Origin of the sequence: Photobacterium sp. 1_MG-2023 (assembly GCF_030547945.1) — a bacterium.
In the GTDB taxonomy this organism is placed as follows: Bacteria; Pseudomonadota; Gammaproteobacteria; order Enterobacterales; family Vibrionaceae; genus Photobacterium.
Genome location: NZ_JAUORR010000013.1, coordinates 97,626 through 122,892 on the forward strand (window position 1 = coordinate 97,626; position 25,267 = coordinate 122,892).

Here is a 25,267-nt window from a genome sequence, read left to right on the forward strand (position 1 = left end):
CCTCCATCGACCCGATTGCCAGTTCATTGATGCCAGCCTGTCGCTTATTGTCTGCCGTATCTGTCCTCAAACCGGACGATGTCGTCTTCTCCCAGATAGCTGCCGGACTGGACCTCAATGATCTCCAGCGGGATCTTGCCCGGGTTCTCCAGCGCATGAACCACACCAATAGGAATATAGGTCGATTCGTTTTCACTCAGCAGCCAGGTTTTATCCCCCACGGTCACCTGAGCCGTGCCACAAACCACCACCCAATGCTCGGCCCGATGATGATGCATCTGTAATGACAGCTTCTCTCCGGGGTTGACCGTAATGTGTTTGACCTGATGCCGGAGGCCAGCATCAACCTGATCGTATTTTCCCCAGGGCCGGTAAACTTCCCGGTGCAAATCAAATTCAGGCCGCTGCGCTTCCCGAAGCCGGGTGACGATGTCTTTCACATCCTGAACATGTTCTTTCGCAGCAACCAAGACGGCATCTTTGGTTTCAATCACCACCACATCACGCAACCCAACCGTGGCTACCAGGCGGCCATCCGAGCGGAGATAACAGTTCTGTGTTTCCGCGGTGAGCACATCTCCGATCGTCACATTGCCGGAGACATCCTTATCGCTTTGCGCCCACAACGCCGACCAGGCCCCTAAATCACACCATCCGGCATCCATGGGCACCATCACCGCCGACGTTGTTTTTTCCATCACGGCGTAATCAATCGATTCTGACGGACACTGCGCAAAAGCCTGCTCATCAATTCGGATAAATTGATGATCCAATTTTGGGGAGGTGATGGAAGCCTGACAGGCCGCCAGAATGTCGGGACGAAACAGGGACAAGGCCTGCAGATAAACCGAAGCCCGGAATAAGAACATCCCGCTGTTCCAGAAATAATCACCGCTGACCAGATACTCTCTGGCTGTGGGCAGATCCGGCTTTTCAACAAACTGATCGACAGCATAACCACTGCCCGACGGCGCACCCCGCTTGATATAGCCATAACCCGTTTCAGGTGATTGCGGCGTGATGCCAAAGGTCACCAACTGACCGGACGCCGCCAGCGGGATGGCCTGCTCAATGGCTTGCACAAACGCAGTGTCATCAACAATATGATGATCCGCCGCTAACACCAGCAATAAGGGATCATCGCTCTCGTGCGCGATAACTCCAGCGTCGCTCTGCGCAAGAAGCGCCGACAGTGCAACGGCTGGCGCGGTATTCCGGCCATGAGGTTCCAGCAAGATCCGGCAATCCCCCTGATGACAGGTTCGCAATTGCTCTGCAGCCAAAAAACGGTGTGCTTCCTGACAAACCACCAAAGGCGCACGATGATCCAAGTCCGACAAGCGTTGGATGGTTTGCTGCAGCATGGAAAGTGAGGCGTTTGATGCTGTCGGCGGCTTTGAAGCGTGCGCTGGCAGCAGCCGGAGAAATTGCTTGGGATATTGCTCGCGAGACAACGGCCACAGGCGACTGCCTGTCCCTCCGGCCAGAATCACCGGTAAAATCTGCATACGCCTTTCCCCTTCGCAAAAAAGTTCAAGATGCTCGGTACTTCTTTCTCATACCAATCAAAGTAAATCAGTGGTCAAAAATAGCGCAGGAAAAATGTTTGAGTACACGGCAGATTTTTTAGATAAGTAGTCATTCTACAATCAAAAAATCTAACGCAGTGATCGAACATTTGAACAAGCTAGGATGACCCGTGATTGACTGCGATTGGTATCAGATACTTGTCTGTTTTTATCGCCCGTTCAAGGCAAGTATAGACAAGGGGATTGAAGAGGCGCGGATGAAAAAGTACCACCCGCAACTGTATTGCTGTTTCGTCATTAATCTTCTATCATGCTCAGCAACATCTGAGGGTTCAGTGCCTGCGTATTGTCTTGTCCGGAAAGCACTTTTTCAGCCAGATCACGCTTGTCCCGGTGAAGCTGAATAATTTTTTCTTCAACCGTATTTTCTGTGACTAACCGATAGACGGTCACAGGCCTGTGCTGCCCCATCCGATGCGCGCGATCACTGGCCTGATCTTCAACCGCCGGATTCCACCAGGGATCAAGATGAATGACGGTATCTGCTTCTGTCAGATTCAAACCGGTTCCGCCCGCTTTCAGACTGATCAGAAACACCTGATGTTTGCCGCTTTTAAAGTCCTCAATGGCTTGTTTTCGTTGCTTCGAAGTTGACTGACCATCCAAGTAGCTGAAAGACAGGGACGATTGTGCCATCATCCCCGAAAAGCGCTTCAGGAGTTTCACAAACTGGCTGAATACCAGAATCTGATGCCCGCCCTCAAGCGCCTCTGTCACCAGTGTCAGGGCCTCTTTTAATTTACTGCTCTGCTCAGAAAATGAGTCAAACACCAGGCTGGCGTCGCAGCACACCTGTCTCAAGCGTGTCAGCGCCGCCAGAACTTCAACCACACCTTGTTGGCGCTGCGCCGTTTTGAGTGCATCTTTTCTCACGGCTTCATACGCCGCACTTTCTTTTGCAGACAGATAAACGGTGTGGGTGATCTCCGTTTTACCCGGCAATTCCTGCAACACCTCAGATTTGGTCCGACGCATCATAAAAGGACTGATCAATGCCTTCAGGCGCATCATGTCCTCCTGGCTTCGATCCGCCTGCCCGTATTTCTGTTTGAAATGCTTTATAGTGCCCAGTAACCCCGGATTCAAAAATGCAAATTGGCTCCATAACTCGGTTAAATGATTTTCGACGGGGGTTCCCGTCAGGGTAAACCGACGCTCAGCTTTCAGGCCAAACACCAGCTTCGCGCGTTTTGTCTGCGGATTTTTAATCTGCTGTGCTTCATCCATGACGATGGTTTGCCAGGACACACTCTGAAGCGCTTCCTGACAACGGGTCATTAATCCGTAACTGACCAGCACAATGGTTGCTTCGGACGCCGAGGTAATTGCTTCGCTCCGATCTTGCGCCTGCTCCAGATCAACCACGCGTAATTCAGGCGCAAAGCGCTGACATTCGGATTCCCAGTTATGAATCACAGATTTCGGGGCCACAACCAGTGCCGCGCCCTGGTGAGCATAATGGCGGATTAAACTGAGTGCCTGCAGGGTTTTCCCCAGCCCCATATCATCCGCAAGACAGGCACCAAAACCATGATGAGACAAATGCGCAGCCCACTGAACGCTGACCTTCTGGTAATCCCGAAGGGGGGCCAGAATATGCGCTGCGATCACAGGCTTTTCAGACCACTTGGTCTGGAGTGCTTGCCAGCCGCTGTCGCCGTCATGGGTCAGAGTTTCCAGTAATTGTTGCAGCGGGTAAGCCATCTGCACATCAACCTGCATCTCTTCATTGAGCAGGCTGTCGAGCATCCTGAGCTGTTGCTGAAGATCATCTTCCAGCAACACGATCAGGCCAGCACTGTCCTGCTGTATGTACCCTTGCCGGCTGTTCGCAAGCAACATCCGCAAATCTAATTCCAGTGGCTGATCGGATTTGACCTTCCCATTCACCGTAAACCAGTTCTGCTGTTTTTCGATATTCAACGCCACATCGCGACTGGTCAGCACCTGAACCTGACGGTTTCTCTGACGCCAGTGCACGGGGATGCCTTCCAGCGAGGATAACTGCTTCACCAATGACATTGCATCATCACCGTATAAATCCCACTGGCGCTTCTGGTTCGCCTTCAGGCCCAATCGCTTCAGGAGCGACCGTGATGCCTCTTTTTCCTGTTCCAGATCGCGTGAATACCAAGTGGCATCCGGACCTGAAATCCAGCGTTCGCCCTGGCCGGATGGCCGGCTCACCCGGTTCGACGCGCCATGCTCAGAGACAACATTCTGATGCTCGATGGCCACGGATAACTTCCCTTGCTGCCAATCCAGCCATAAGTGAGGGGCGGGATCCCAGCGGCCCGGATCGATACTCCCGTCGCCAGACACCGTGCTGTACCACTGCAGGCCCTGTTGCTGCGTCAGGGCATGAAGCAAAGATTGATGATGGCCGAGTTCTAAATGTTCCGGACGAGATTCGATTAAAGACAGCAATGCGGGGGAGATCTCGGTTGTATCCAGAAAACACCACGTATCATCAAGCAATTGAGCCAGTCGCTTGGGATCAATCTGAGGATACATCTCAAGCTTCAAATCAGGCGAAGCATGCAGAATGAGCAGTGGTTTGATGCCATGTAAGCTGATCGGCTCTCCGGCACGGTTCATCAGGTTATCGCAAGCAGACAAGGCTTTTAAAACCGATAAAGCTCGAAGGCCCTGATGCGCACCAAAGCCACGTCCGCTGCGTTCAAGCTGATGCATGACATGCCAGTCATGATCTGTCATGAGTTCAGCCGCCACTGAATATTGCAGTGAATGTGTCTGGACCAGGCGACCTTTCGTCCAGCCTCTTTTTCCCAAAGCCTGCACTCTTGCCTGAATGTTTCCGGTATCTGTACACAATTCCCACGCCAGCCGCTGTTCTGGCGCTGCCTGTGTTTCATGAATCATGAGTTCTGTCAGTTTATTCAGCCAGATATCCTGCAGAGCAGCAGGCTGATAGAACGGCGGTTCATCCTCCGACATGGTTCCGGTCAGGGAACGAAATGCCTGTTGCGCTTTCCATGCCAGCGTACCTGTTGCTTTCTGGGCCAGAATCAACGCCATCATGGGATGGTCCAGAACCTGAGTGACCCACTGCTGATAAAGTGCTGTATTTGTCTGCTGCCATTGGCAGAGGATTAAAACATCCAGCAACAACTTGCCCCAGCACACCCCGGCATCAAAAGCATAAACACTATCCAGCCAGTCATCGACCGAGACAAAATAATCTTGTTGTTCTTCAAGTGTTGTCGTTATCAGATACGCAAACTGCTCCCAGGCATAATCATGCTGAGTCACCCGGAAACGCAGTTGCTCGCGTCGCCGAAAATAAATATGACTGGCTTCTTCTTTATCTAACAGCGTCATGACGGCCAGATCGAGCAACGCCGTAAACGAGTAGGGCGTCAGATCCTGTTGAAGCACAGTACGGCGATGCAGATACTCACTGTTGTAAGGTTGCCATAAGGGATGCTCTTTGCGTCCCGAAGACTCACGGAGCCAGAAATCGGCTTGCGGAGACCAGTAATGGACTCTTTCGTCAGACGCATCCAGCGAGTGCAACGCCTGCGACACCCAGTCATCATCGTCGGTTGAATACAGTTGATGTAATAACCAGGCCCATCCCTGCAGGCTTTCGCGAACACGCCCATGCTCGACGGTTGTCAATAACGCCCAAATTTCCGGCAACAGAAGCAACTGCATCAATAAGGCTTCCGCATGCTGGGAGAGCTCCTGAGCGTATCCTCTGAATGTAGGCATCCAGCTTAAATCTGCCAGCAGCAGATAAATTTCAAGTTCAGGGCTGGGGTCATCTTCACCGATCACCAAATCCAGGATGATTCGGTTGTCTCCAGCGCTCAGCAGGTTTTGGAGTGCAAACTGCAATCCCTTCAGGGTCAGTTGCCATCGCTGACCTTCTTTCGCAATCAGTTTTTTTCGATGCAGCACAGCCAGTTCGTTTTCCACGTCTTCAGCTGCATCACGATTAGTTAACTGTATACATAAGCGCTTTGTGGTGATTCGGGGCGAGATGAAGATCTGGACAGACAACTCCTGACTCAAAGATGCGTCAGACTTTAAATATTGCATGCTTGGTTCCTGATTCGTCCGTTTGAAAGGATGGAAAAACGAACAATTAAATTTTGGTCAGCGAAAATAATGACCCACTATACCATGAAATAACAAGGGACTACCGCCACATGTCATCCCCTGCGGTCTGTGGCTGGTCTTCGCAAGAAATTGAACTGAAATAAAGTATTTCACTCAAGCGGTCCTGTAAACGCTTCCTCGTCTGATGAATTCTTGATAGTCTTTGGGCGTTTTGACCACTTTCGGAACGACTCATGGTTGCTGACTTTTTCTTTGTCTTTTTTTCGTCTTTTGCTGCACTTTTTTTACTCCGGAAGGTCGCCAAACGTGTCGGCTTAGTCGACAAGCCGAATGCCAGAAAGCTCCACGATGGAGCTGTGCCGCTGGTGGGAGGGATTGCCATTTGCATCACCATTGCTCAGTTTCTCTACTACTCTCCCGATATTCTCGATGATGCCGGACTCTACATTTTTTGCATCGCCATTCTGACCCTTGTCGGCGCGCTCGACGATAAATTCGATGTCAGCTTCAAAATCCGGCTGCTGATACAGGCTGTGCTCTCGGTTTGTATGATGTACTTCGCAGGCCTGGAGTTACACACACTGGGCAATATGATTGGCTTCGGTACGATTGATCTGGGCATGTTTGGCTATGGCGTGACCGTTCTGGCCGTGATCGGTGCGATCAATGCATTCAATATGGTGGATGGTATCGATGGACTTTTAGGCGGGTTATCCATGGTGACCTTTGGTGGGTTGGGCTTCATGCTGTTTCATGATGGGCAAGGCTCATTGGCTTATCTGTGCACCATCATCATTATTACGATGATCCCCTATATCTTACTCAATCTGGGTGCCTTCGGCCGTCAGCGCAAAGTCTTCATGGGCGATGCCGGCAGCATGCTGATAGGCTTTACCGTGATTTGGTTCCTATTGCTGGCCAGCCAGAATGGCAGCCGACCGCCTTTGCGTCCGGTGACGGCACTCTGGCTGATTGCCGTGCCTTTGATGGATATGGCTGCCATCATGATTCGCCGGGTCAAGCGGGGCGATTCTCCGTTTAAACCGGATCGGGAGCATCTGCATCATATCTTCCAGCGCATGGGACTGAACTCGACGCAAACCCTGATTGCCATTTGTACCATTGCAACCCTGCTCTGCGGTGTCGGGATTTACGGTGAAATCGCGAATGTGCCTGAATACGTGATGTTCTGGTTATTTATCGCCTGTTTTGTGGCTTATTTCTTCCTGCTCTCGAAAGCTGAAAAAGTCAAAGTCACAACCAACGCTTAATCCCTCTCAGGCTGCTCTGCTCGTGTGGTAGCAGCCTGAGCACTTCTTATACCAATCGCAGTAAATAACTGGTCATCCTAGCTTGTTAAAATGTTCGATATCTGCGTTAGATTTTTTGATTGTAGAATAACTACTTATCTAAAAAATCTGCCTTGTTCTCAAACATTTTTCCTGCGCTATTTTTGATCACTTACTTACTTTGATTGGTATTATTCATTTCGTTGCACTCAAAGCTGGCAGCTTCTCGCAGTTCTTCAACTGAAATTTTCATCCGCTTATTCTGTCCTTTATTTCAGACGCCATAGTTAGGATTACTATACAAATTATGAAGGCTCAGCCTGCGGACCCAGCAATGTCACGAATAAAACGTCAGATCACCGTTTTACAGAGAATCACTTTCCTTTTCACATCTCCGGCAGATGCGGGACTGTTGCTGCTTTGGCAACTGGATGCCTGGTTTTGCCAACTCGATGCATTTGACCGGGAAGCCAAACAACTGCGAAGAGAAGACCGTCTCAGCCATTTCAAATAACCTCGAAAAATTGCATAAAAAAACCCAAGCCGAGGCCTGGGTTCTGAATGCGTCTGTCAAGATGAGCGCAATATTTTATTCGGATGTTGCCTGCTCGACTGGTTTCGTTGTCGCTTTGCCAGTCAAACGGTGAATCCAGGTGGTAATCCGCCAGATGTGGCAGATCACTGCAAAGTACACCCCGAAGGTCAGTAAGAAACTCAGCAGCATGATCGTTTCATTGATCTGAGCCAGATCAGACCAGATCCCCACTGCCGCCATGATGGCAGCCAGGCCACAGATCACAATCAACGTCATGAAAGGCGACAAGCCAATACGCTGACAGATATGGTGCAGGTGCTCGCGGTCGGGTTTAAATGGCGACTGACCTTTGCGGATGCGGCGCACCATAATGGTTGCCATGTCCATCAGCGGTAATGCAATCAGCCAGAGAGCGGTCACCGGGCGCATTGCACTTTGCTCGCCCGCTTGTGTGGCATCCAGCAACAACCAAATAACCGTAAAGCCAATAAAAATGCTGCCCGCATCTCCCATAAAGACCTTGAAGCGACGCCCGAGCGGAAAGCCCAGATTCAACAGAATATAAGGCACCATCGCCGTCACAATCATGGCACAGATGACAAAGAGTTCTGTATTACCAGACATCCAAAATACATAACCGAGTGCAGCGAAACTGACCGAGGCCAAGCCACCCAGCAGGCCATCAATACCGTCGACCATGTTAAAGGCATTAATCGCGCCAATCACAGCCAGAATGGTCAGCACCGTACTGACCGCAACGGGCAACTCCAGCGGGAAATTCCCCAGCATGTATCCCAGATCGTGCAGGCTTTTCTCCCCGGCAAAAATCATCACCAGAGACACACAGGCTTGTACCAGCAGCCTGAACTTAAAACTGATGTCATAGCGATCGTCCACAACACCAACAACGACCAGCACAGTCGCGCAACTTAAATACAGCATTGCATTGTGAGGAAACAGTTCAAACAATGTAAAGGCAATCGCCAGCGTAATAAATATGGAGACACCCCCAACCAACGGAACCACCCCTTTGTGGTGCTTCCGTGCATTGGGTGCATCAACCAGCCCAATCCGTTTCGCAATTTTCCTGCAGATAAACAGGCTGCAAAAGGACATTAGAAATATCAATAAGAATATAGAAGCCATAGGATAGTGTTATTAACTTTAATAAATTATTGTTCAGTCAACCTAGTTTGACTCTGAGTATATTGATTTGCTGTTTTAAATTTTCTTCCTAAGAACTAACACAATAAATTTAAGTAAATTAATCTGCCTAAATATTCGTGTCGGTTGACATAGTAAACGATAAGCCCATTCGAGACCTATTTTTCTGAAAGCAAGAGGGGCTCTTTTAACTTCACCGGTAAACACATCATAAGTCCCCCCAACACCCATCATAAAAAAATTGGCGCCACGTAACTTACACTTCATCATAAATTGCTCTTGTCTTGGAGAGCCCAATGCAACACTTACTATCTTAGGATTAAGTCTGATTATTTCATCAATAACTTCATCATCATCAGAGAAGTATCCATCTCTACACCCAATGATATTAGCATTATATTTTTCTTCCAATATCCTTTTGGTATTATTTAAAACATCCGGCTTCGCACCCAATAGATATACCGGTGTCATATTTGTAGCTGCAGCTATCATTAAATTTTCCCATAGTTCACAGCCTGGAATTCTTTTCACATCAGAATTAATACGAGATCTTGCTAACAATACAGTACCAATACCATCTAAATAACGTATCGTTGAGTTTTCAATAGATTGATAAACCAATTTGTTGTTTTGAGCACTAACGATTTTTTCAGGATTAATCGCAACTGCAATATTCGCAGTATCCAATTTGGTGTGCATTATATCTTTAACTGCACTATCGATATTGTCATAACAGGATATATCAAAGCCTGAGATCTTTACTTTATTTGTCATATAAATTATCTAGTAGTTTCTTTGAAATCGTCATGTAATTAAAGGTATCATTTACATATTCGGAAGGTAGCCGCCCTTCGCTAAAATTTATGCAGCTAGCTTTAGTGACAGCTTGTGCCAAGACAAACGGACTGTCATCTTCAACTAATACAGAGGCAAATTCAGGAACAACATCAGGAATCGCTTGATAACGTAACGCGACAATTGGTAGATTTCTTGCCATAGCTTCTATATATACCATACCAAATGAATCTAGTCTTGATGGTAAACAAAAAACATCGGCACTATCCAAGTGAGACATTTTCTCATCATAATCAACCCATCCAATAAATCTTACCCTATTAGATAAATTAAGTTCTTTAACCAGTTCTTGAAGCTCTTTTTCTTGGGATCCCACTCCTAAAATATCTAATGAGTATGTATCAGGTAATTCAGCTAAGGCTTTAATTGTATTATCAACACCTTTACCTTTTTCTAATCGACACATTGATATAATTTTTATTTCTTTTCTTTTTCTTTTAACTTCATCATCATTTACTTTGACTAAAGACGTATCAATAGGATTCAAAGAAACTATTATTTTGTTTCTATATTCAGGGAATCTATCCACTAACAATTCTTTCCACCAAGGAGCAACTACGACAACTTTATCAGAAATGAGAAAAATTATTTTTATTAAGTTGGATAATACACTATGCTGCAGATAATCATAAACCTTAGGAGAATGAAGATGAGAAACAACAATTCCACCTTTAGTCTTGCAGATGAACATTAAAACCAGTTTTCTTAACATCGAAAACCAAGGACCATGATGAAACCAACAAATATCATGTTTCTTAACAGAAAATGATTTAATAAAAGAAATTATAAATGGTTTCAGTCGTCTTAGATCACTATGTGTTGCATGCTGACAATAAGAAACATTTAACTCATCAAAACCATTTACATACCCAATTAGAGCTGTACTTATACCACCTTTTCCTGATTTTACTTGTGTACTAAATATGTGAATCATTTTCATTTTCTCATTTTAATGACTTTTGCAGGATTACCACCCACAATTGAATAAGCAGCCACACTTTTAGTCACTACACTACCTGCAGCAATAATCGCCCCTTCACCAATTGTAACACCAGGTAAGATAATTGCCCGCTGTCCAATCCATACATCCCGCTCTATTAGTACAGGTTTTGGCTCTTGGTTTCCTTGTAAACATATCGGTATCTTTATATCGGAAAAATCATGATTAACTGAAAAAATAATGACTTCTGGGGCCATCATTACATAATCACCAATAATTGTATCATTAGCAATTTTACAACGCTCGCCGATTGATGAATATGAGCCAATCTGTATATTATTCCCATTACCAAAGTAGGCACCAGAATTGATATTAACATTCAATCCAGATTTTTTAAAAATGAATGAACAAAAAAACCTTCTAATTTTCAAAAAAATCAAACCAACTACTAACGTTTCATTTCTGGGTAAATGTTTAGCAAAAGAGTAATAAAGAATCAAAAATATTTTTTTCATTTAAAATCCAACTTTTTCATAAGATACTTTATTAATTAACAGGTAATCGCCTAATATAACTTCAAGCTATCAATATCTTAATTAGAAGTTATCTCTATTGGATAGATATATATAAAGACCAAAAACTGGAGAAATCATACCAGAAGTAATTACGTGACCAGCAATCGCTGATAAGAAAATCATTAAACTATATGATAGCGTTAAATAGACCTTATCTAATTGCTTTAAACTAGAAAGCCATATTTTCAAATAAACAGATAATATAAAACAAGAAATGAATATTAAAAAAACAGCTCCATACCAAAAGTAGATATCAACAAAATCCATTTCTACTCCAGAGTAACCACTTTGGCTTATCACTGTTTTACTATAGCCTAGGAGAAATGAAAAAACGGATGAATAATCCTGAACATATTGCAATATAATATCCAGATATTGATCTCTTCCAGAAAAAATAAAACTAACCAGTTCTACTGAAGAAAACCTGTCTAGTAATCTACTTAGAAGCTGTGTTTCTACATTACTAAAAGGAAATATAAAAAAAGCTCCAATGCACAATGCAAAAACAAATACTTTAGCTAAATAATTCGTGTATAGAAAAAAATAAAAAGCCAGTAAAAAAACACATCCAAAAAGAGCAGATTTGGTTGCAATAAAATATCCTAAAGTTACTGAAACCAATCCAATAACCAAAACCAACTTAATGTTTTTCCTATAAATATAAATCAAACACGAGGAAATTAAACATAGTAAAAAAGATAATTCATTTCCAGCATAAACAAATCCCTTCACTCCGTATTCAAGTGATTCGTAAGTATGCCCACCATAACCTAGTACGCCAACAGAAACATTAAATGAAATTGATAAAAAATATACCCAAAGAAGTAGCTTAATATTTATAGTATATTCATCATTCTTAGCTATAGTCTCAAAATATAAAATTGAATAAACAAAAAAAAGAATTTTTGTTAATGATGATAGCTCAGAAACGATTTTTGCATCGTAATAAGAAATTTGGTATAAAATTATTATTAAAGATAAACATAATACCAAATGAGCAAATATTCTATATTTTGATAAAACAAAAACCCTTAAAATCAACAACAATAGAACTAAGGATTTGAACAAAACGCCCACAATTGATTCCATTGAATCGCTATGTTGATTCAAAAAGCCAACGAAAGTATCAATAATAGGAAAGATTGTGATAAGAAGTAGCGCAATGCTGTCCACTTTAAATTTTAGTATATTATATTCAAAACCATTCCTGGCACTAAGTTTAAAACTCATACCAATTTATCCCTTATTATATACGAGTAATAAAACCACCTAGCTAGATACAACACAATAATACCACACCACAGAAGCAGAACTTTATTAAATATCATTATATCCATTAAATAAATAATGTACGACATCAATGATATGGCAGCCAATACCATTATATTGGCTAGAAGAACTTTTTTATCCATGTCCATAAATAATAGTATATATGAATCAAGTAGGTATAGCTGACCTATTGTAACTGTAGCGCAAATTAAACCAACCAATATAATCGATTGGCTGTTTAGTGCAACACCGGAAACATATAAATATATGATACAAGCAATAATCACTGGCACGTAAAGCAGAACACATAAAACTCGAATTTTTTTATTTATTTCTTCCCTCAAGCAATTATCAAACTTCCCTAATTTCACTTCCTTTGACACTTTAGGTATATAGCTATTTAAGACAGCCCTGGGAAAAACGATTGCTACACCTGAAAGCGTTACAGTAAGCGCAATCAACTGAACAAAGCTTTCAGCATCAAAAAGAAGAACAGCTGAAGGTATAAAATAAAAAACACCACTAGAAATCATATTAGAACATCCAACTCTTATTGATTCAAAATGGTTTGGGCTCTCATTTGCGGAAACACCACTCAAGTTATCAGTATTATTATCATTTAATTTCCTACAAATAAATGATACAAATATAGAAGCTATATGAGATAAAGAAATTATTATATATGGGTTTAGATTATTAGAAAAACCGAACAATAAAGTAGTCAACAATACTAATAACAAGTCTATGAGTGCAAGATTAAAGAACCTTTTATCCTTTAACCAATAATGACGTTCAAGTTGGTAAATACCCAAAAATACAATCAGGTATAATTTCTCCAAATTAAACACATCATTATATAATGAATACCCTCCCCAAATAGAAAAACTTAAAACGAGAATTCCAGTTATTGATTTATAATAGTATTTAAAACCATCTTGAAAACTGACTCCACTTAAGTCTTTCAATGTAATTAAACAATACCCTAGGCTTGTGACCATTAATAATGATGTAGTTAATGTATAGTAAACTGATAGTCCGGTTGCTTCAGAATTCCCTAAGAAAAAACTAACCATCCAAAGCAAATAAATCCGATACGCTCCAGGCATAACAGAAACAATTAATGAACCTAACATTTGAAAACCTTCAAAATAAATGCGCCACCTTTAAGTTTAAAGGTGACGCATTTTTTCATCCCCAGATACCTTTAGTATCAACGATATGGGTTTGAGGTTTGATATTCCTAAATTCTTTATGATCAACAAGCAATACACTAATATCAGCTTCACTTAGAGCGTCGCCTATATCCTTCAGTACAACATCTCCCATATTTATAGGAAGTTGATTCACATTTGGCTCAACAGCAATAACAATTCCAGAATGCATACTCGCTATCATTTTTGTAATATCTAACGCTGGACTTTCACGTAAATCATCAATGTCAGGTTTAAAAGCTAGTCCGTAACAAGCTATTGTCACATCTTTAACTGTTTTATGAGTATTCTGTTGCAGAAAGTCTGAAATTGCCATTTTCACTTTTTCTACAACCCACTCAGGCTTTCCATCATTCACTAACCTAGCTGTATGAATTATTTTAGCATCATCAGGAGTCTTTGAAACAATAAACCAAGGATCTACAGCAATACAATGACCGCCGACTCCAGGTCCTGGCTGAAGAATATTTACTCTTGGGTGTCGATTTGCAAGTTTAATTAATTCCCATACATCTATATCTAGTTTGTCGCAGATAATAGAGAGTTCATTTGCAAAAGCGATCTGAACATCACGTGAACTATTTTCGGTTAACTTCGCCATTTCAGCCGTTCGTGCATTCGTAATAACACACTCACCTTCGACAAAAATACGATAGAGTTCAACTGCTCGATCCGAACATTGCTTACTCATTCCACCAATGACACGGTCATTCTCAACTAATTCACGAACAACATGTCCAGGTAAAACACGTTCAGGACAATGAGCAATACTTACATCAGCTGTTTCACCTGCAGATTGAGGAAAACTCAAATCTGGACGGGAAGAGGCTAGCCACTCAGCCATCTGTTCAGTAGCCCCTACAGGTGAAGTTGACTCTAAAATGACTAGATCACCCTTCTTTAAAACAGGTGCAATAGCTTTACTGGCGGATTCAATATAAGACAGGTCAGGCTCTGGTATACCACCATTCGTATTTTTCTTAAATGGTGTCGGTACTGCAATCAAAAATGCATCAGCAGGTTCTGGAGAAATAGTTGCTTTTAAATAACCTTCGGTTACTGCAGCGTGGACGATCATATCCAACTCAGGCTCTACAATATGGATTTTCCCCTGATTTATGGTATCTACCGCATGCTGGTTTACATCCACACCAATGACTTTTTTCTTTCTAGAAGCAAACATAGCTGCTGTAGGTAAACCAATATACCCCAGGCCGATTACTGAGATTGTTTCAAATGACATTCAATATTACCTTTATACCAAACTACTTAAAATTCGTTCACAAGCCTTTCCATCACCATATGGATTATGCGCAAAGCTCATTTTTTGATATCGCTCTTTATTTGTTAACAATTCATTCAAGCTATTAACAATGATATCCACATCCGTACCAACCAACTTTACAGTGCCAGCAGCTACAGCTTCTGGACGTTCAGTTGTATCTCTCATGACAAGAACCGGCTTACCCAAAGAAGGCGCTTCTTCTTGTATTCCACCAGAATCCGTCAGAATAATGTGCGCTCGACTCATCAAATAGATAAATGGTAAATATTGCTGTGGTTCAATCAAGAATACATTCTCGACATCAGCAAGAATACGATTAACAGGTTCACGTACATTTGGGTTCAAATGAACAGGATATAAAATTTGAACATTTGGATGTTGCTTGGCTGTTTCTGCCAAAGACTGGCAAATTCTCTCAAAACCACCACCAAAGCTTTCACGGCGATGACCTGTCACTAATATGAGCTTTTTATCTTCATCTAAGAAAGGAAAATTAGATGCTAACGTTGCTTTTAGATCTTCATTAGTATCAATTTTTTCTTTGACCATCAACAGGGCATCAATCACAGTGTTTCCAGTGACATAAATATTAGATGGGCAGAAGTTCTCTTTCAGCAGATTATCTTTAGATGTTTCTGTCGGTGCAAAATGGTACTTTGTCAATGTACCAGTTAATCGACGATTTGCTTCTTCAGGCCAAGGTGAATAAATATTGCCTGTTCTCAGGCCTGCTTCAACATGCCCAACTGGGATTTGTTCATAATATGCGGCTAAGCTTGCTGCAAATGTCGTAGCTGTATCCCCATGCACTAGCACAACATCGGGTTGAAACTCCTGTAATACGGGTTTCAGTTCAGTCAATATTCGTGCAGTGACATCATTTAACGTCTGTCCGGCTTTCATCAGATTTAAATCATAATCGGGATGAATTTCAAATAATTCAAGGACCTGATCTAACATTTCCCGATGCTGCGCCGTAACACAAACTTTGGCATCAAATCGCTCATCTTCGGCTAACGCATGAACCAAGGGTGCCATTTTAATGGCTTCTGGACGTGTTCCGAAGACCGTTAATACTTTTTTCTTAGACATAATAAATTCAATATCCAATTACTTTGATTCATAACTATAGTTATAGTAACCACCGCTATAATGCGAACTCGCTGTTCTCAGCACTGCATTCAGAATAAAACCTTTCACCTCAATGCCATTTTGTTCAAAGCGCTGCTTGGTCACTTCAATCTCTTTCACAGCATTCTGGCCAAAGCGGCCAACCAGTAAGGTCGTGCCTGCATGTGCACCCACAATGGCCGGATCGGTCACCGCTAAAATCGGCGGGGTATCAACCACGACCATATCGTAGTTTTCAGACGCCCACTCCAGCAGTTTCTTGAAGCGCGGGTGCATCAGAAGTTCCGACGGATTCGGTGGCACTTCGCCCCGGCCAATAAAGGCCAACCCTTCCACGCCAGGTTGCTTGATAATGTCTTCAATGCTTGCCGTATCTGCCAGATAGTTCGACAGGCCGGGTGTATGGGTCACTGCCATGTTTTTTTCTAACCGGCCTTTACGCATATCGGCATCGATCAGCAACACACGCTGCCCTGCTTTTGCAATCACGGCAGCCATATTGGACGAGACAAAGGACTTGCCGATACCCGGGCTGGGACCCGAAATCATCAGCACGTTATTCTTCGCTTCCATCATGGCAAAGTGCAGGCTGGTTCGCAGGCTGCGCAAGGCTTCAATCGACAAGTCCGCCGGGTTCGCCACGGCCAGTAAACTTTCTTCGACAGTCAATTGGCGCTTGGTTTTTTGTTTTTTCTCCATATCCGCCTGCCAGTCCGACATCGGGATACTGGCATACACAGGTAAACCAATGGCTTCAATCTCATCCGGGTTTTCAACCCCACGATGGAAGGCTGCACGAACCAGCACCAAGGCTACTGCCAACATGCCACCCAATAAGGTCGCCAGCACCACAATCAGTGGTTTCTTGGGTTTGATGGCGGTGGTATATGACTGCGCCACATCCAGAATCCGGACATTCCCGACCGTGCTGGCTTTGAGAATATTCAATTCCTGCACTTTATTGAGCAGTTGCACATAAATCTGCTGATTGACTTCCACATCCCGGGTTAATCGCAACACTTCACGTTGGGTCTTCGGCAACTTCTGAACCTGCTGATTAAATCGCTCCCGCTCTTTCAGCAGGGTTTGCCGCTTATCCAGCAGGGCAATATACGCCGGGTGCTCTTTGGTAAACCGCTGTGAAATTTCGCTCTCTTTGAAGGTCAGTTCGTTCAGTTGGGATTCCAACTTCACCATCACATCCAGCGTTGATTTGGCTTCCAGCCCTAAATCGATCGAGTCGTTGGCCTGACGGAACTGGTTCAGTTCATCTTCGGCCTGATTGAGCTGCAATTTAACATCGGGCAGATGGCCACGCAGAAACGCCAGACTTTTTTCCGCTTCTGCGGAGTTACGCGCTACGTTTTGCAAAAAGTAATTTTGGCTGATGTCATTCAGAATCGCCGTATTTTGCGCTTTATCGGGTCCGGTAAAGGATAACTGAAGAATGCCGGTTTGCTTGCCGCGCTCTGCAACACTCAGGTTTTTCTGAAGCCATTGAATGCTGTCTAGGCGGGAGCGCTTATAAACCTGAAATGCGGTGCCAGAGGTTTCGGCATTTATTTCCGTGACAAAAACTTTGTAATCACCAGCTACTGCTAATTCGCCCACTTTGCCAGACAGGACTTTTTCGTCGTTATGATCGAACAGGATGAAGGTATGGTTGCTCAGATCATCCACAACCAGCGTAAAACTCGGTTTTTCAATATCCTGCGGAATCTCAAAACGGCTGATTGCGATGCTGTCCTGATTGTTGCTAAGGCGATTAATGCCGGGGCCTATCCATGGCAGGGCTTCAGGGCTCGCCAGCGTAGTCAGGTTCAGTTTATCGACCGTTTTCCCCAGAATCATCCGGGAACGTAAAATTTCAATTTCGGTATTGGACGAAGATTCGCTGGAGAAGATGTCTCCCATATCGCCTAATGCAGACAGGCCGTTATTTTTTTCTTCCACCTGCAGCAACGCATCGGCTTTATAAATCGGTGTTGCCAGCAGCGCATAAGCGACGCCTACAACAGCAAAGGCAAAGGTGATGGCGATAATGGTCCAGCGGCTGTCCAGCAAAATACCGAACAGCTTCCCCAGATCGATCTCATCGGAGTCGGATTGTTTGACCGACACTTGTTGCGAAACAGTCATCGTATACTTCTACTCTGGCTACTTTTCTAAATCATGATTCCTGTCTGAGCGCTGTTCTTTACTGGCTTCCTTCGAAGAAGCAGCGCTCAGGTCGAGAGTTTACAGCGGCTGAATTTACAGCTTTTGTGCCCAGGCACGGGCCGCTTTATCTATCAACTGATAAGCGTGTTCATAGGCATCCCGGCTCATGCGATAGGGATCCGGAATATCCTGCTGGCCAATCCATTGTCCGAACAGCATGGTTTTGCCCCGGGCTTCCGGTGCAATCGACGCCACAACATCAAGATGGCCTTTTTCCATCACCAGAATCAGATCAAACTCGCGGCACAGCTCAGCAGTCAGTTGTTGTGCCTGATGACCATCCAGACAAATCCCGTTTTCAGCAGCAATGTCTGTCGCCATGCGATCGGCAGATTTACCACTCAGGCCACTTTTCTCTGTACTGAGCCCGGCCGAGCGAATGTTTTTTCCGGGGAGCAATTGTTTTAACAACGCCTCCCCGGAGGGAGAGCGACAAATATTGCCGACGCACACCACCAGTATATGATTAAACATGTATTACCAATCCCTTACTCGAATCGCGCCTTCAGTGAGCTGGTTAAACCCGGTGATGGTCGGCAGGAGCTGACGAATCACGCGGTTCCAGCGTGCAATGGGTGCTGCGGTGACATACACCACATCATAAGGCTCCAGTTCAAATTCGGTGCCCAATACCAATGCCGCTGCATCCTGAATATTCAGCTGGTAGATATCTGCCATCACCTGATTGCTCTGATCGGCGCTGGTTTGTACAGCGCCAGATTGGGCTTTGTGCACATTGCGGATCACAAACACGCCCGTGGCATCCGCTTCCAGTTCGTTGATGCCACCCACACTGCTCAAGGCCTCCGTCAGTGTCATGCCAGCGCGGTCAATCTTCAGCAGTTGCGGCGCATTGACTTCGCCCATCACAAAGACTTTTTGTGCGTCATTCCGTGGCACATGGATGATATCGCCCGGGCGCAACAAACGGTTCTGAGTCAAATCGCCACGCTGCATCAGCGCATACAGCGATATCGGTTGTTCACCGCCCTGCCGCGTTAATGTGACATTTCGCCAGTCGGCCTCTTTTGCCAGACCACCAGCTCTGTTTATAGCATCCAGCAGGGTTAATGGCACATTGGTGATCGGTTGTTGTCCGGGCTTGTTCACTTCGCCGGTTACGTACGCCTTCTGAGAACGAAACGCAGCCACATTCACATCCACCTGCGGGCTTTCAATGAAAGCGGCCAGACGGCGGGAAATCTCATCGCGCACCTGAGTCACGGTTTTACCGCCCACCAGAACCGTGCCGATATAGGGGTAAAAAATTGTCCCGTCTGCATGTACCCAGTTGCCTGATTCACTCGAACTCCGGTAAGAACCGGCAGGTATCGTCAGTTCGGGGTGATCCCAAATGGTAATATTCAGGATATCACCTGGTCCGATGTAGTATTCGTAGCCACTGAGTTCTGTATCCAGTGCGGGGTTGGTTCTTGCCGAGGCTTCCGGACGTTTGGACTGACGAATCACGGAAGGCGTTAACGGATATACATTGACCTGTTCAGACACACTGAACGCATCATTGTCTTCTTGTTGTTTATTGTCTGGTAACGACAGGTGGGAACCGGGGACGACTGTACAACCTGCTAATAACAGAGAAGCGACAGCAGAAAAAATGAGCTTCTTAGAGAAATCCATATCCAATCAACGTAATAAGTAATAAAAAGTGGAATTTAGATCTAAAAATCAAATCTGGTTTATCTATTTCAATTGCCAAACCTGATGTAACTCGCACACTATGAACACTGTTGTATCCGAAAAGTAATGCAGGTTGCTAATTTAGACAAAGTTAAAATAGCTTCATCCCATGACAGCAAATCATGATGATTCAGGCTGAATGGTTAGCGGCCATTCATGGCAGCGATTGAGCATGCTACCGCCCTTAGGTTACAGCTCCCAATTGCTCATCACGACATCCATGTTGTTCTGTGCAGGTTACCGTTTCACCCGATTGAAGCGTTACCCTCAATCATGTTTTATTGGAAAACTGTGATTAGCCCTACAGTTAAGTTCAATTTCACCAAAAATTTGCAAAAAAGCATCCCCCTGACATATCGCTGTTCAGCATATCAAATCTTCAGGTCAGACTGTCATTTTGGCTGCCGCATTCTACACAATCACGCTTCAGTGAGAAACCATTAAATGCAACTGGTATCAACTTAGAGTAATTGTTCTTTGTTAGCTCACTGTCAGAACAAAGATTCATGTGAACAAACGCTTGAATTATATTCGCTTGGTGTTTCATCTCATCATACTCTGGACTCAACTCACTCTCGTAAAAAAGAATATTCTAAACGAGCATTTTGTTTGAATCTGGCTGAAATGCGCAATCTTCACATTCAATTCATTGCTATCCTTGATATATCCAAATATCATTAAATAGCGCTTTGACTTAATGATAAACCGCATTATTAATGCTTAATCACTTCACACAATAAGGGAATTAGGATGAAAAAAGTGTTCATTTCTCTGGCTGCCCTGATGATGGCTAGTTCAGCAATGGCTGCCACGGGTACCAACACTGGTTCTGTTGCTGCATCTACTTCGAGCACAACAGCGACCACAGCCTCTACGGCTGCTGCTGGCACTGCGGCTGGCACTGCAGGCGCAACAGCCGCTGCTGTTGGTGGCATTACTGCAACCACCGTGGCTGTGGGTGCGGCCGTTGCCGTAACAGCTGTCGCGATTGTGGATGCAACCGACAACGATACTTCGACCTCAACATCTGCCACTAACGGTTAATGTCTGCGATTTACAGACAGTAACCGATCTCCATAACCGCACGACACCGTGCGGTTATTTTTATGTTTTCGCTCTCATTTGATATGGACATTCGATGCAACCCGCTCGCTTCTTTTCTTCATGTCGACCGATTTTAGCCTTGCTGCTCTCCGTTCTGGTTTTATCCGGATGCAGCCAGAAATTTCAAAATGTCTCTGAGACTTTTCGACTGGCCGTGTCCGGCGAAGACGATTCCGTGAAGCCTCAATCCTGGGTCGACACCTTACCCTATGCCAGTATTTACGCGCGGATCGACGAAGGCCCGCGGGCATTTATGGTGCTGGCATTAGCCGAGACAGCCCCCCGCATTCATGCTGAGAAGGCCCCTGAAGCGCTGCAACTCAAGTGGCTGGCTGCAGATCGCGGGATGTTGGTCACCAAACAGGGGCGGCTGGTCAAAACCCTGAACCTGCCGCAAGGCAATCTGGTTCATGTCGAATCGCGTGAACCCGACCCGGTCGCGCTCGGCCTCCATTTATCCACCACGCCGAATCACTGGCGTCGCCAGATTGACTGGCAACCCGGCTACCATTTTGGCTATCCGGTTATTTCCCGTTTTGAAGACAAAGGCTTGCAAAGCATCACCATCAATGGCGTGACACGTTCTGCCCGATATTTCATAGAACACGTTGAAGTCCCTGCGCTGAATCAAACCTTCGATAACGCGTTCTGGATACATCCGGAAAGCGGGGTGGTCCTGATGAGCAAACAGAAAATTGCGCCTGGCTTACCCGAGATAGAAATACAATTACTCAAGCCGTATGGAAATGAATAACATGACAAAACAAATCTATTCTTTTCCCTTTTCTTTATTGCCCTGCCGAAAGTCAGGTTTGTTAACCCTCGGCCCGATCCTCCTGCTGCTGGCTTCAGCCGTGTCGGCGAACTCAGACGTCCGAATTAAGAAAAATACGCAAGCGGCGACTCAGGTCACGGTTCGTCTCAACGATGCCCCACAGGGCCTTGCACTTCGCTATCCGGCGACCGTACGGCTGGAGCAGGTGTTTCAGGATACGCTGGCAAATCTGAATCAATTGCCGTCTTCAGCAATAAACGCATCTCTTTACTGGTCTGGCGCCCGCCTCTGGCAAACCAGCCACAGCGCCAAGCTTGAGATACAGCAGTTACAGTTGCAGGTTTCAGAGCAACTCCAGTCTTTGTCCCGGCACTGGCAAACTAAATATCCAGCCACCAGCCGACAACTTCTCGTCATGGCCAAAGCCTTCGCTCAGCCAATTCCTGGCCAACGCCTCGTCATGCCGCTGGATTGGGATCACATCCGAATCACGCCTTCGGATAACCCCGGACTGAACGGATCCTTCGAAATACAACTGCTGACCCGGCCAGACAGTGTCAAAATCACGGGCGCTATTCCTTTGAACACGCAAACAGACAGCGCTCAGACGGGAGAAGTCCGCCTGCCGTGGCAAGTGCGTCAAAATGCCACCGGATACCTTGAACACACCGGTCAACTGGCTGTGGCAGAGCCCGATTATGTCTGGGTGATTCAGCCCGACGGCACGGCAGAAAAGCACCCGATTGCTTACTGGAACCGGACCCATCGGGATATTGCACCGGGGGCGACCCTGTTTCTGCCTTTTTCCGGCTTACCGGATGAGCTGGCCTCTTTGAACCTTCATCTTCTCGATTTGCTTAAACAAAGGCCTTTCTGATGTTGCTGCCTGTTTCCTCTTCTCGCGCCATCCGCCGTCGCTTCGGTTTCTTGTCCGGGCTGTCGCTCAGTCTGGTCGTCCCCGCAGCACTGGCAGACGAATTCAGTGCGCCAGTTTTTCACGTGTCTCAAAGTGACTTTGGCGGTGTCGGCCTGATGCAGATGCCTTCAGGCCGGGTCGCGCCTGAGGGTGAATTTACGTTCGGGACGACCTATAACAAGGATTACCTGCATTACAACGTATCGCTGCAACTGTTCCCCTGGCTGGAAACAACGATTCGCTACACCCTGGTGCAGGATGTGCTTTACAGCAACGACCCCAACTTCAGTGGCGATACCAAATACACCGATAAAGGCATTGATTTTAAAATTCGTCTGCTGGAAGAAAGTTACTGGCTGCCGGAGACGTCTATCGGTATCCGGGATTTTGGCGGTACCGGCCTGTTTGATGGTGAATATCTGGCGGCCAGTAAACACTGGGGGCCCCTGGATTTCACCCTCGGCCTCGGCTGGGGCTATATGGGCAACCGCGCCAACCTGAAAGGTGATAAAAACCTCAGCAACGACTGCGGCCGGAACACGGAATACAAAGGGAAAGGCGGCAGTGTTGATTTCGAGCGCTGGTTCACCGGCTGCATGTCGGTGTTCGGCGGTGTGGAGTATCAGACCCCCTGGCAACCGCTGCGCTTCAAACTGGAATATGACGGCAACGACTACACCAGTGATTTTCCGGTCACGCGTGCAGGAACAGATATGTCGCAGGACAGCCCGTTCAATATTGGGACCCTTTACAGTCTCGGGAACTGGGGCGATCTGCGCCTGAGTTATGAGCGCGGCAATACCTGGACCGTTGGCCTGAATTTGAAGACCAACTTTAATCAGCAAACGACGGCCTGGCGGGATACGCCCAAACCCGCCTATGCGCCAAATCCGCAGAAGCAGGATCTCAGTGCCGAAGACTGGCAAAAGGTTGCGGATGAGCTCCATCAGAATGCGGGGCTGAAGAATCCGACCATTTATGCGGACGACACCACAGTCACTGTGCTCGCCTCGCAGGATAAATACCGGGATCGGATGCAGGGCTATGATCGCGCTGCCACCATCCTGAGCAATCAGCTTCCGACCGATCCGACAACAGGCCAGCCCGCTTTTGACACCTATCGGTTGATTGAGAGCAGTCAGGATTTGCCGATTACCGAAACCCAGATCAATGTCGCAGACTATGATGCGGTCGCACGACACCTTTATGTCAACGCAACCCTTGACGATGCCTTAACCACGCAGGTCCCGCGTGCGCCGCAGGGACAATTGATTGCCAGAGATAACGATCCCTGGGATCTCAGCCTGTCCCCCAACCTGCAGCAATCCTTCGGTGGCTCAGAAGGATTTTATCTCTATAACCTCGGTATCAATGCCGGGGCCAGCTACGCATTCAATGATCAGTGGGAACTGGGTGGCAGCCTGTACCTGAACCTGCTGGACAATTACGATAAGTTCAAATATGACGTCCCGCCGGATGGCACCGATTTAAAACGGGTCCGAACCTTAGTCCGGCAGTATATTGATGGCAATCCGCTTCGGGTCAATAACCTGCAGCTGACCTGGATGGATCAATTGGCCGATGACTGGTATGCACAAGCCTATGGCGGTTATCTGGAAATGATGTTCGCAGGCGCAGGCAGTGAGTTCCTGTACCGGCCAATGCGCTCAAACTGGGCTATTGGGATGGATATGAACTATGTGATTCAGCGGGATCCGGATACTCAGTTAGGCCTGTTCCGCGACGAAGTCCACTTCGACCCTATCACGGGACGAGACTATCGGGTTCAGACGGGTGCATTAACGGGCCACGCAACGCTTTATTATCAGCCGCAGTGGACCTTCCTGCCGGACACCCTGATGAAAATCAGTGCGGGCCGCTACCTGACGGAAGATGTCGGGATGACCTTTGACTTCTCGAAACAGTTCGATAGTGGCGTGATTGCGGGCGCATTCGTGACGCTCACCGACCTGTCTGCCGAAGAGTTTGGCGAAGGGAGCTACAACAAAGGATTTTATATCTCTATCCCTTACGACATCATGACGATCAAACCCAGCCGCAACCGCGCCACAATTTCCTGGCTGCCCCTGACCCGAGACGGCGGTCAGATGCTGAACCGGAAGTATCAGTTGTACCAAATCACCGATGCACGGGAACCCTGGTACAGCCGAAAAATGACATCATCGACTCATTAAGCGACTCGTATGCCACCGCCATCAGGCGGTGGTTTTACCTTTGAGATTATACCAATCGCAGTAAATCACTGGTCATCCTAGCTTGCTAAAATGTTCGATAACTGCGTTAGTTTTTTTGATTGTAGAGTAACTACTTATCTAAAAAATCCGCCTTGTTCCCAAACATTTTTCCTGCGCTATTTCTGATCATTGACTTACTTTGATTGGTATTAATTAAAGTTTCTTGAGATTAATTAAGAATAATTGAGTTGCCCTGTGCCTGACCAATGCCCATGATCGTGCCTTCGCTCCCTGTGAAGGTGATCTGCTCCGCAGAGGGGAACGGAATCGAGCAAAATGATCGCGGAAAATTAATCTTACGGATTCCCGGCCGCCTTCACAGACTGGATGGATGGATCTTTTGGTTAACTCGAGGTAGTCAGATGTTCAA

The 25,267-nt window shown here is 45.8% G+C and carries 19 protein-coding genes; 6 read left to right on the forward strand and 13 right to left on the reverse strand.

Going from position 1 to position 25,267, the window contains the following annotated elements; all coding sequences use genetic code 11:
- Positions 1 to 44: 44 nt before the first annotated feature.
- Together Q4579_RS13085 and Q4579_RS13090 are read right to left on the reverse strand one after the other, a co-directional pair.
- A complete protein-coding gene (locus Q4579_RS13085) occupies positions 45 to 1,508 on the reverse strand; it encodes a mannose-1-phosphate guanylyltransferase/mannose-6-phosphate isomerase (protein ID WP_303564831.1) in 1,464 nt (487 codons plus the stop codon).
- A 318-nt stretch (positions 1,509 to 1,826) separates the two neighbouring features.
- A complete protein-coding gene (locus Q4579_RS13090) occupies positions 1,827 to 5,654 on the reverse strand; it encodes a DEAD/DEAH box helicase (protein ID WP_303564833.1) in 3,828 nt (1,275 codons plus the stop codon).
- A gap of 254 nt (positions 5,655 to 5,908) precedes the next feature.
- Here Q4579_RS13090 and wecA (Q4579_RS13095) point away from each other — a divergent pair, with 254 nt between their 5' ends.
- Positions 5,909 to 6,946 (forward strand): UDP-N-acetylglucosamine--undecaprenyl-phosphate N-acetylglucosaminephosphotransferase, encoded by a 1,038-nt coding sequence (gene wecA / locus Q4579_RS13095; RefSeq protein WP_303564835.1) that lies wholly within the window; start codon positions 5,909 to 5,911, stop codon positions 6,944 to 6,946.
- A 352-nt stretch (positions 6,947 to 7,298) separates the two neighbouring features.
- The gene (locus tag Q4579_RS13100; protein ID WP_303564837.1) at positions 7,299 to 7,478 is read left to right on the forward strand and encodes a hypothetical protein; all 180 of its coding nucleotides are present in this window, start codon (positions 7,299 to 7,301) and stop codon (positions 7,476 to 7,478) included.
- 75 nt (positions 7,479 to 7,553) lie between these two features.
- Here Q4579_RS13100 and wecA (Q4579_RS13105) read toward each other — a convergent pair whose 3' ends face one another.
- The 11 genes from wecA (Q4579_RS13105) to Q4579_RS13155 form a co-directional block, all read right to left on the reverse strand.
- Positions 7,554 to 8,645 (reverse strand): UDP-N-acetylglucosamine--undecaprenyl-phosphate N-acetylglucosaminephosphotransferase, encoded by a 1,092-nt coding sequence (gene wecA / locus Q4579_RS13105; protein WP_303564839.1) that lies wholly within the window; start codon positions 8,643 to 8,645, stop codon positions 7,554 to 7,556.
- Positions 8,646 to 8,720: 75 nt separating this feature from the next.
- Positions 8,721 to 9,437 (reverse strand): WecB/TagA/CpsF family glycosyltransferase, encoded by a 717-nt coding sequence (locus tag Q4579_RS13110; RefSeq protein WP_303564840.1) that lies wholly within the window; start codon positions 9,435 to 9,437, stop codon positions 8,721 to 8,723.
- Positions 9,427 to 10,452: a glycosyltransferase family 4 protein gene (locus Q4579_RS13115; RefSeq protein ID WP_303564842.1), complete on the reverse strand. Its 1,026-nt coding sequence runs from the start codon at positions 10,450 to 10,452 to the stop codon at positions 9,427 to 9,429. The genes Q4579_RS13110 and Q4579_RS13115 overlap by 11 nt, the downstream gene beginning before the upstream one ends.
- Positions 10,453 to 10,454: 2 nt before the next feature.
- Positions 10,455 to 10,973, reverse strand: a complete 519-nt coding sequence (locus Q4579_RS13120) for a DapH/DapD/GlmU-related protein (RefSeq protein WP_303564844.1) — start codon at positions 10,971 to 10,973, stop codon at positions 10,455 to 10,457.
- An 81-nt stretch (positions 10,974 to 11,054) separates the two neighbouring features.
- Positions 11,055 to 12,263: an O-antigen ligase family protein gene (locus Q4579_RS13125; protein ID WP_303564845.1), complete on the reverse strand. Its 1,209-nt coding sequence runs from the start codon at positions 12,261 to 12,263 to the stop codon at positions 11,055 to 11,057.
- Positions 12,260 to 13,435: a hypothetical protein gene (locus tag Q4579_RS13130; RefSeq protein WP_303564846.1), complete on the reverse strand. Its 1,176-nt coding sequence runs from the start codon at positions 13,433 to 13,435 to the stop codon at positions 12,260 to 12,262. The genes Q4579_RS13125 and Q4579_RS13130 overlap by 4 nt, the downstream gene beginning before the upstream one ends.
- A 55-nt stretch (positions 13,436 to 13,490) precedes the next feature.
- Positions 13,491 to 14,756, reverse strand: a complete 1,266-nt coding sequence (gene wecC / locus Q4579_RS13135) for a UDP-N-acetyl-D-mannosamine dehydrogenase (RefSeq protein WP_303564847.1) — start codon at positions 14,754 to 14,756, stop codon at positions 13,491 to 13,493.
- Between the two features lie 12 nt (positions 14,757 to 14,768).
- On the reverse strand, positions 14,769 to 15,890 hold the full coding sequence (gene wecB / locus Q4579_RS13140) for a non-hydrolyzing UDP-N-acetylglucosamine 2-epimerase (RefSeq protein WP_303564878.1): 1,122 nt from the start codon (positions 15,888 to 15,890) through the stop codon (positions 14,769 to 14,771).
- Positions 15,891 to 15,908: 18 nt separating this feature from the next.
- Entirely contained in the window at positions 15,909 to 18,068 is a 2,160-nt protein-coding gene (locus Q4579_RS13145; protein ID WP_303564850.1) for a polysaccharide biosynthesis tyrosine autokinase, read from the reverse strand.
- 114 nt (positions 18,069 to 18,182) lie between these two features.
- Positions 18,183 to 18,623, reverse strand: coding sequence for a low molecular weight phosphotyrosine protein phosphatase (locus tag Q4579_RS13150; RefSeq protein ID WP_303564852.1), 441 nt, complete (start codon positions 18,621 to 18,623; stop codon positions 18,183 to 18,185).
- Positions 18,624 to 18,626: 3 nt separating this feature from the next.
- Positions 18,627 to 19,787, reverse strand: coding sequence for a polysaccharide export protein (locus Q4579_RS13155; protein WP_303564853.1), 1,161 nt, complete (start codon positions 19,785 to 19,787; stop codon positions 18,627 to 18,629).
- 810 nt (positions 19,788 to 20,597) lie between these two features.
- Here Q4579_RS13155 and Q4579_RS13160 point away from each other — a divergent pair.
- The 4 genes from Q4579_RS13160 to Q4579_RS13175 all read left to right on the forward strand — a co-directional run bounded on the left by Q4579_RS13160 (position 20,598) and on the right by Q4579_RS13175 (position 24,837).
- The gene (locus Q4579_RS13160; RefSeq protein ID WP_303564855.1) at positions 20,598 to 20,891 is read left to right on the forward strand and encodes a hypothetical protein; all 294 of its coding nucleotides are present in this window, start codon (positions 20,598 to 20,600) and stop codon (positions 20,889 to 20,891) included.
- A gap of 94 nt (positions 20,892 to 20,985) precedes the next feature.
- Positions 20,986 to 21,705 carry a YjbF family lipoprotein gene (locus Q4579_RS13165; protein ID WP_303564856.1) on the forward strand — a complete coding sequence of 240 codons (720 nt, stop codon included), beginning with the start codon at positions 20,986 to 20,988 and terminating at the stop codon, positions 21,703 to 21,705.
- 1 nt (position 21,706) lies between these two features.
- Positions 21,707 to 22,603 (forward strand): capsule biosynthesis GfcC family protein, encoded by an 897-nt coding sequence (locus tag Q4579_RS13170; protein ID WP_303564858.1) that lies wholly within the window; start codon positions 21,707 to 21,709, stop codon positions 22,601 to 22,603.
- A complete protein-coding gene (locus Q4579_RS13175) occupies positions 22,603 to 24,837 on the forward strand; it encodes a YjbH domain-containing protein (RefSeq protein WP_303564860.1) in 2,235 nt (744 codons plus the stop codon). Before Q4579_RS13170 ends, Q4579_RS13175 begins: the two co-directional genes overlap by 1 nt.
- Positions 24,838 to 25,267 lie beyond the last annotated feature (430 nt).

Coding starts and splice junctions, on each gene's coding strand:
- Q4579_RS13170 (WP_303564858.1), top strand. CDS start 21,707: ATGACAAAACAAATCTATTCTTTTCCCTTTTCTTTATTGCCCTGCCGA.
- wecC (WP_303564847.1), bottom strand. CDS start 14,756: ATGTCATTTGAAACAATCTCAGTAATCGGCCTGGGGTATATTGGTTTA.
- Q4579_RS13110 (WP_303564840.1), bottom strand. CDS start 9,437: ATGACAAATAAAGTAAAGATCTCAGGCTTTGATATATCCTGTTATGAC.
- Q4579_RS13160 (WP_303564855.1), top strand. CDS start 20,598: ATGAAAAAAGTGTTCATTTCTCTGGCTGCCCTGATGATGGCTAGTTCA.
- wecA (WP_303564839.1), bottom strand. CDS start 8,645: ATGGCTTCTATATTCTTATTGATATTTCTAATGTCCTTTTGCAGCCTG.
- Q4579_RS13130 (WP_303564846.1), bottom strand. CDS start 13,435: ATGTTAGGTTCATTAATTGTTTCTGTTATGCCTGGAGCGTATCGGATT.
- Q4579_RS13125 (WP_303564845.1), bottom strand. CDS start 12,263: ATGAGTTTTAAACTTAGTGCCAGGAATGGTTTTGAATATAATATACTA.
- Q4579_RS13115 (WP_303564842.1), bottom strand. CDS start 10,452: ATGATTCACATATTTAGTACACAAGTAAAATCAGGAAAAGGTGGTATA.
- Q4579_RS13120 (WP_303564844.1), bottom strand. CDS start 10,973: ATGAAAAAAATATTTTTGATTCTTTATTACTCTTTTGCTAAACATTTA.
- Q4579_RS13145 (WP_303564850.1), bottom strand. CDS start 18,068: ATGACTGTTTCGCAACAAGTGTCGGTCAAACAATCCGACTCCGATGAG.
- wecB (WP_303564878.1), bottom strand. CDS start 15,890: ATGTCTAAGAAAAAAGTATTAACGGTCTTCGGAACACGTCCAGAAGCC.
- Q4579_RS13085 (WP_303564831.1), bottom strand. CDS start 1,508: ATGCAGATTTTACCGGTGATTCTGGCCGGAGGGACAGGCAGTCGCCTG.
- Q4579_RS13150 (WP_303564852.1), bottom strand. CDS start 18,623: ATGTTTAATCATATACTGGTGGTGTGCGTCGGCAATATTTGTCGCTCT.
- Q4579_RS13090 (WP_303564833.1), bottom strand. CDS start 5,654: ATGCAATATTTAAAGTCTGACGCATCTTTGAGTCAGGAGTTGTCTGTC.
- wecA (WP_303564835.1), top strand. CDS start 5,909: ATGGTTGCTGACTTTTTCTTTGTCTTTTTTTCGTCTTTTGCTGCACTT.
- Q4579_RS13155 (WP_303564853.1), bottom strand. CDS start 19,787: ATGGATTTCTCTAAGAAGCTCATTTTTTCTGCTGTCGCTTCTCTGTTA.
- Q4579_RS13165 (WP_303564856.1), top strand. CDS start 20,986: ATGCAACCCGCTCGCTTCTTTTCTTCATGTCGACCGATTTTAGCCTTG.
- Q4579_RS13175 (WP_303564860.1), top strand. CDS start 22,603: ATGTTGCTGCCTGTTTCCTCTTCTCGCGCCATCCGCCGTCGCTTCGGT.
- Q4579_RS13100 (WP_303564837.1), top strand. CDS start 7,299: ATGTCACGAATAAAACGTCAGATCACCGTTTTACAGAGAATCACTTTC.